We start from the raw sequence: 5,969 nt of genomic DNA, 5'->3' as shown, positions 1-5,969 counted from the left end.
ATAAATGGTAATCATAAGGGTTAGGAACTAGCCTAATAGCTTGGAGATACTGATAACAATAGTTATCTTGACCAAGAAGCCACCACTTCAAACATTACCGTAGGTAGTTAAGTGGATGGTAGTTCACGAGAAAAGATTGAAGATAATCCTTCAAATCCTAAAATACTTATAACAGTCAAAGGGCTTGGATATAAGCTTGTGAATAGAGTTGATTAGACTGAATTCTAGTAGTTGTTTTTTAGGCACCCATTTATGAGTGCCTATTAATATATTTATACTTTAGTAAAATATTTATAGTCTCAAATATAACAAATACAAGAGATACTGAAATATTAAAAATAATTAATAATTAGTATTGTCAATAAACATAATATCTCCTAATAGTATAGGAATTTATATCAATTGTTTTTCTATATTAAATACCTTGTCAATCCAACCTTTATAAAACTTTTCTTCGTGAGAAACCAAAATAATACTTCCTTTAAATTGTTTCAAAGCATTTTGTAAAGCATCTTTTGTTTCTGCATCAAAGTGGTTAGTTGGTTCGTCTAAAATCAAGAAATTACAAGGGGATAGCATCATACAACATAATTTAACTTTAGACTGTTCACCTCCACTTAGAGTGGAAACACTTCTTGAAACATGTTCTTCTTTTACACCACACTTGGCTAAAGAGCGTCTGATTTCTTTTGTACTTAATTTTGGATACTTATCTGCCATTATTTGAAGTGGTGTTTTAGTAGGATTTTCCCATTTTAAATCCTGTTCATAATAACCAATTTTTATCTGCGCTGAGAAGATGAAGTTTCCAGAAATACAAGGAATATCTTTAACCAATGTTTTTAGCAAAGTGGATTTACCAATTCCATTGAATCCAGTTATAACTATTTTTTGACCTGTATTAACAGAAAAATTTAATTTTGGAAGTAATGGATAATAGTATCCAACTTCAAGATTAGTTACTGTAAGTGCGTTTTGTACAGACATTTCAATTTCTGCAAATTGGATACACGGTTTTCCTGTAAAGTTAGGAGGAGCTATTCTTTCTATTCTATCCAATTGTTTCTGTCTTCCTCTTGCAATTTTTGAATTTACACCAGCTTTATTTTTACGTATAAATGTTTCTTCTTTTTCTATTTTCTTTTGTTGTGCTTGATATTTTCTAATATAATCCTCCCTTAAGTGTGATTTTTGTTTAAGAAATTCTGAGTACTTTCCATGATACTTTTTAATCATTCCAAATTCTATATCGAGAATACCTGTGGAGATTTTTTCTAGAAAGTCAAAATCATGTGAGACTACAATAAATGCACCTCTAAATGTATTTAGATAATTCGCAAGCCATTCAACATGTTCTTTGTCTAAAAAATTTGTTGGTTCATCTAATAATAAAACTTCATAATTAGAAAGTAATAATTTTGCCATAATTACTTTTGCTCTTTGCCCCCCACTAAGTTCCCCAATAATACGATTCATTCCTATTGAATCTAGCCCAAGACCATTTGCTACCCTATTTATTTCATTGTCTATAGAGTAGAAGTCACTTGCTATTAATTGCTCTTGATAAGTTGATGCCTTAATAAGTTGTTGCTCATTTCCAGATATAGCACTTTCCTGATATAGCAAATTCATTTCTTTTTCTATTTTATAGAGGTCTTCAAATGCAGTGTGCAAATACAGTGATATTGTTGTATCTCTATTAATATCTGCATATTGGTCCAGATGACCTATTTTAATATTAGGTTGCCACTTAATCTCTCCTGTATCAGGGATAACTTCTCCTAATAAAATTTTAATTAAGGTGCTTTTACCTACACCATTTTGGCCAACCACACCTATATGTTCGCCTTTGAATAAATCAAAGTCAGCTTTTTCGTACAGTGATTTCTCCATAAAACATTGTGATAAATTATTTACTTTTAATAAACTCATAATTCAAACTCCTTTTTTACTATAAAAATTTTATGAAAATAAAAAAAGCAGAGGAATAGCATTATAAAATGCCGACCTCTGCTTTTGGAAAAACAAAAGGCCATAGATAAGCATTGCTATCTATGGCCGTAAAATCTATATATCTATCGGCAAATAGGTAAATTTAAATAAGCATAGTTAAAAAGCTACACTAAACCTATATTTGCCGATGAAGATAGAAGCTTTAAGCTTCCAGATTAACCTCTACACAACGCTTCATCGTATACATTTGTGTAGAGTTAAGTTTTCTAACAAGTTTAACTAATTTTATATAAACCATAATTGTTCACATCCTAATCTCAATATTAATTCTAATTCATTTATATTTAAATTGTACTATTGTACTTTTGATTTTTTCTTATTTAATTTAATACATATATTACTAATTATAGCTTAAATCATGGTATCATAATACTTAATCATAGTCAACATAAAAGATATTTTCACATGACAACTTTTATAATACAATAGGTTTAAATTATAGCAATTCTCCATATTTTTTTACAAAGATTTTTTTTAACATAGTTACTAATACCATATAAGATAGTAAAAATCAACCCTATAAAGTAAATATTTGGAAGTGAAATCATACCAATAGCATTTCCAAATGATGTATAAGGTATAATAGTCCCAATTGTAATTCCGATTGTTGTTAAAAGTATTAGTTTCCATGAATATCAAGAGTGTATTCTAGGATTACTTTATCTTGAGTCAAAGTTCCTGTTTTGTCAGTGCAAAGTATATTCATAAAATATTGCAACTTATAAAATCAAAGGTGTAGTATTGTTGAACTTTCAATGGTATGCTAAGATATTTATATAATTATAATAAATAAAAATATATAATGACTATATAAATTTATACACTCAGAGTAACCACTAAAAATATATGTTTATTTATTCTTAGATAAACATATATTTTTTTAGTATTAAGTGTAATGATAAGTTTATGCATGATATAAATCTAAGTAATTTATTATTAGAATGATTATAAATAATTTGAGAGAAGATTTTATATGAGGGGGGCTAAAGTTTGTGTCAATTAAGAGACTGATTTTCATCGTATTTTTAATTAATTGTATGATATTTATGTGTTTTCCAATACAATCACTTGCAAAGACAGAAAATCGTGTTATAAAAGTAGGTTTTTTTGATTTTGAAGGATATCATGATTATGATAAAAATGGAAATAGAAATGGGTATGGATATGAATATCTTCATGAGATTGCAAAGCATACTGGTTGGACATATGAATATGTATCTGGTACATGGGAAGAATGTCAAACTATGTTAGAAAATGGACAGATTGACTTACTTACTTCTGCACAATATACAAAAGAACGTGCTGAGAAATTTGATTTTTCAGAAGTACCTATGGGAAGTAGTTATGCACGACTTACAATAAAAAGCGGAAACTCAAAGTATACACCAAATGATTATAAAAATTTTAATGGAATAAAGGTTGGACTACTTTATGGAAATAGTAGAAATGAACATTTAAAGAAATTTGCAAATGAAAAAGGATTTAATTATACGTCTAAATATTTTAAAAATCAGGAAGAATTGGAAAATGCATTAAAAAGTGAAAAAGTAGATGCAATATTAACTAGTAGTTTGAGAAAAGTCAAAAACGAAAACGTAATTGCGCAATTTTCTCCATCTCCATTTTATTGTATTGTAAAAAAAGGCAATAATGAACTGTTACAAGAGGTAAATGAAGCTTTAGAAGATATTGAAATGGATAATCCGGCATATAAGTTTAATTTATATAGTAAGTACTATCAGTCTAGTAATAAAGATACATCTATTCTTTCTAGGGAAGAAAGAGATTACTTAAAAAGAAATAATCATATACGTGTAGTAAGTATGCCAAACTCCAATCCATTATCATATTTAGATACAGGTAGACTTAAAGGTATTGTACCAGATATATTTAATTTAATTGTAAAAGACCTTGGATTAAGTATAGAGTATGTAAAAGCTAATTCATATAAAGAATCGATTGATATGGTAAAAGAGGGGAAGGCAGATGTTATATGTTTTTTTAATTCGGATTATGGATGGGCAGAGCAGAATGGTATTAAGATTACATCTCCTTATATGACATTGAACTATAGCATGATAACTAAAAATTACAAAAATACTAAATTTGATAATATAGCTGTTGCTGAGAGCGATACATTCAATGATGAGTATCTCAAAGAACACTATAAAGGTATCAACATTCAAAGATATAAATCTGAAGAAAAAGCTATAAATGCAGTGAAAAGTAGAGATGCAGATGCTGCATTTGTAAATACATATTCTGCTGAAGACTATATACAAAAAGATTATAATAATTTAAAAGCAATTCTAGTTAATGATTATAAAACTAATATATCTTTAGGTGTTGGAAAAAATATAAATCCAACATTATATTCCATTTTGGATAAGAGAATAAATGCACTTAATAAAGATGAGTATTCAGAAATTATTGCAAAGCATACAATTTTTCAAGACTATAAAATTAGTTTATCACAGTATATTCATCAGCATCCAGTTCAAACAGTTTTAATTTCTTTTTGTTTCTTTTTAGTTATAATAGCAGTACTTTCTTATGTTATTGCAATCAACAAAAGACATTCCACTCATATTTTTAATTTGGCATTTAAAGATATAGAGAATGGAGTTTGGAATTACAATGGATTTGAAGAACAAGCACCACGAGTTCTAGAAAAGCATAGAGAAAAATTTTATGCAGTAATTGCTTTTGATATATCTAAGTTTGCTATCATAAATGAAAATTATGGTAGAGATTCTGGAGATATGATTATAAAAGAAATTGCATCAGTTTTGAATAGAGTTATTGGAGACAGGGCATTAATAGCTCATGTAAAAGCGGACCATTTTCTTTTACTTTTACCTTATGATTTAAAAAAAGATTTGGAATTAACTCTTATTGATATAAGTAAAAGTATTTCATACTTTGAAGTTAAGGGGATTGGCATTAAAGTAAAGGCAAACTTTGGAGTATATATTATCAAAGATGAAGACATTGTTATTACAAAAGCTATTGATTATGCTGAAATTGCTAGAAGAAAAGCAAAAAGAAGTAATTCATCTATTATATATTTTGATGAATCTCTCAGAGAAAGTCTTAACAAAGAAAAAGAAATTGTTGATAGAATAGATTATGCATTAGAACATAATGAATTTCAGGTTTATTATCAACCTAAGTTTGATATGAGAACAAATAACATTATTGGTGCAGAAGCACTTGTTAGGTGGAATCATAAAGAACTTGGATTTATGAATCCAGGAGAATTTATTCCTATACTTGAAAAGAGTGGTGGAATTATAGAGGTTGATTTTTTTGTGTTAGAAGAAGTATGTAAGTTGACAAGGTTTTGGATAGATTCTGGAGTTAAACCCATTTCAATCTCTGTAAATCAATCAAGAGTACATTTTCAGAAAAAAGATTATATAAATAGATTACAAAATTTGCTTGCTAAATATGATATACCTAAAAGTGGAATTGAACTTGAGATAACTGAAAGTCTATTTGAAAATGATAGTATATCAAATGATATGATAAATGAGATTAAGGAGCTTGGTTTTTTAATTTCTGTTGACGATTTTGGTTCCGGATATTCTTCATTACATCTTCTAAATCAAGTTTCTGTAGATATTCTTAAAATAGATAAATCTCTCTTAGATAATTCTGAAGGAAAAGGTAAAGTAGGTAAGATTATTAGTAAAGTAGTTGAGATGGCAAATGACTTGGGATTAGAGGTGATTTGTGAGGGTGTTGAGAGGATAGAACAGGCAGAATTTTTAATGAGTATTGATTGTTATTATGCACAAGGTTATTTGTATGCAAAGCCTATGCCAAAAGATATATTTCTTAAAAACGTAGATAAATTTAAAGGTATATAAAAGAATATATATAATATATGTATGTAGAGAAATACATCTAATATTAATTACTAAGTAATGATTGTAATTTTATAAATATATAAA

General features: G+C 27.8%; 2 protein-coding genes and 1 pseudogene. 2 read left to right on the top strand and 1 reads right to left on the bottom strand.

Features of this window, described 5'->3' with window-relative positions:
- Window positions 1-126: 126 nt before the first annotated feature.
- Window positions 127-216 (top strand): annotated as a pseudogene (locus KGF48_RS19570) (DNA-binding response regulator); the annotation flags it as partial.
- Window positions 217-393: 177 nt separating this feature from the next.
- On the opposite strand, the gene KGF48_RS19565 reads toward KGF48_RS19570, so the two are convergent.
- Window positions 394-1,932: an ABC-F family ATP-binding cassette domain-containing protein gene (locus KGF48_RS19565; protein ID WP_227868491.1), complete on the bottom strand. Its 1,539-nt coding sequence runs from the start codon at window positions 1,930-1,932 to the stop codon at window positions 394-396.
- A 1,073-nt stretch (window positions 1,933-3,005) separates the two neighbouring features.
- Between KGF48_RS19565 and KGF48_RS19560 the strand changes: the two genes are divergently transcribed.
- The gene (locus KGF48_RS19560) at window positions 3,006-5,885 is read left to right on the top strand and encodes an EAL domain-containing protein (RefSeq protein WP_227868490.1); all 2,880 of its coding nucleotides are present in this window, start codon (window positions 3,006-3,008) and stop codon (window positions 5,883-5,885) included.
- The last annotated feature ends 84 nt before the right edge of the window (window positions 5,886-5,969 follow it).

It is taken from the genome of Clostridioides sp. ZZV15-6388, assembly GCF_020657755.1.
Taxonomy (GTDB): Bacteria; Bacillota; Clostridia; order Peptostreptococcales; family Peptostreptococcaceae; genus Clostridioides.
Note: the sequence above shows the minus strand (reverse complement) of the source record. Positions and strands in the feature narration are given on the sequence as shown.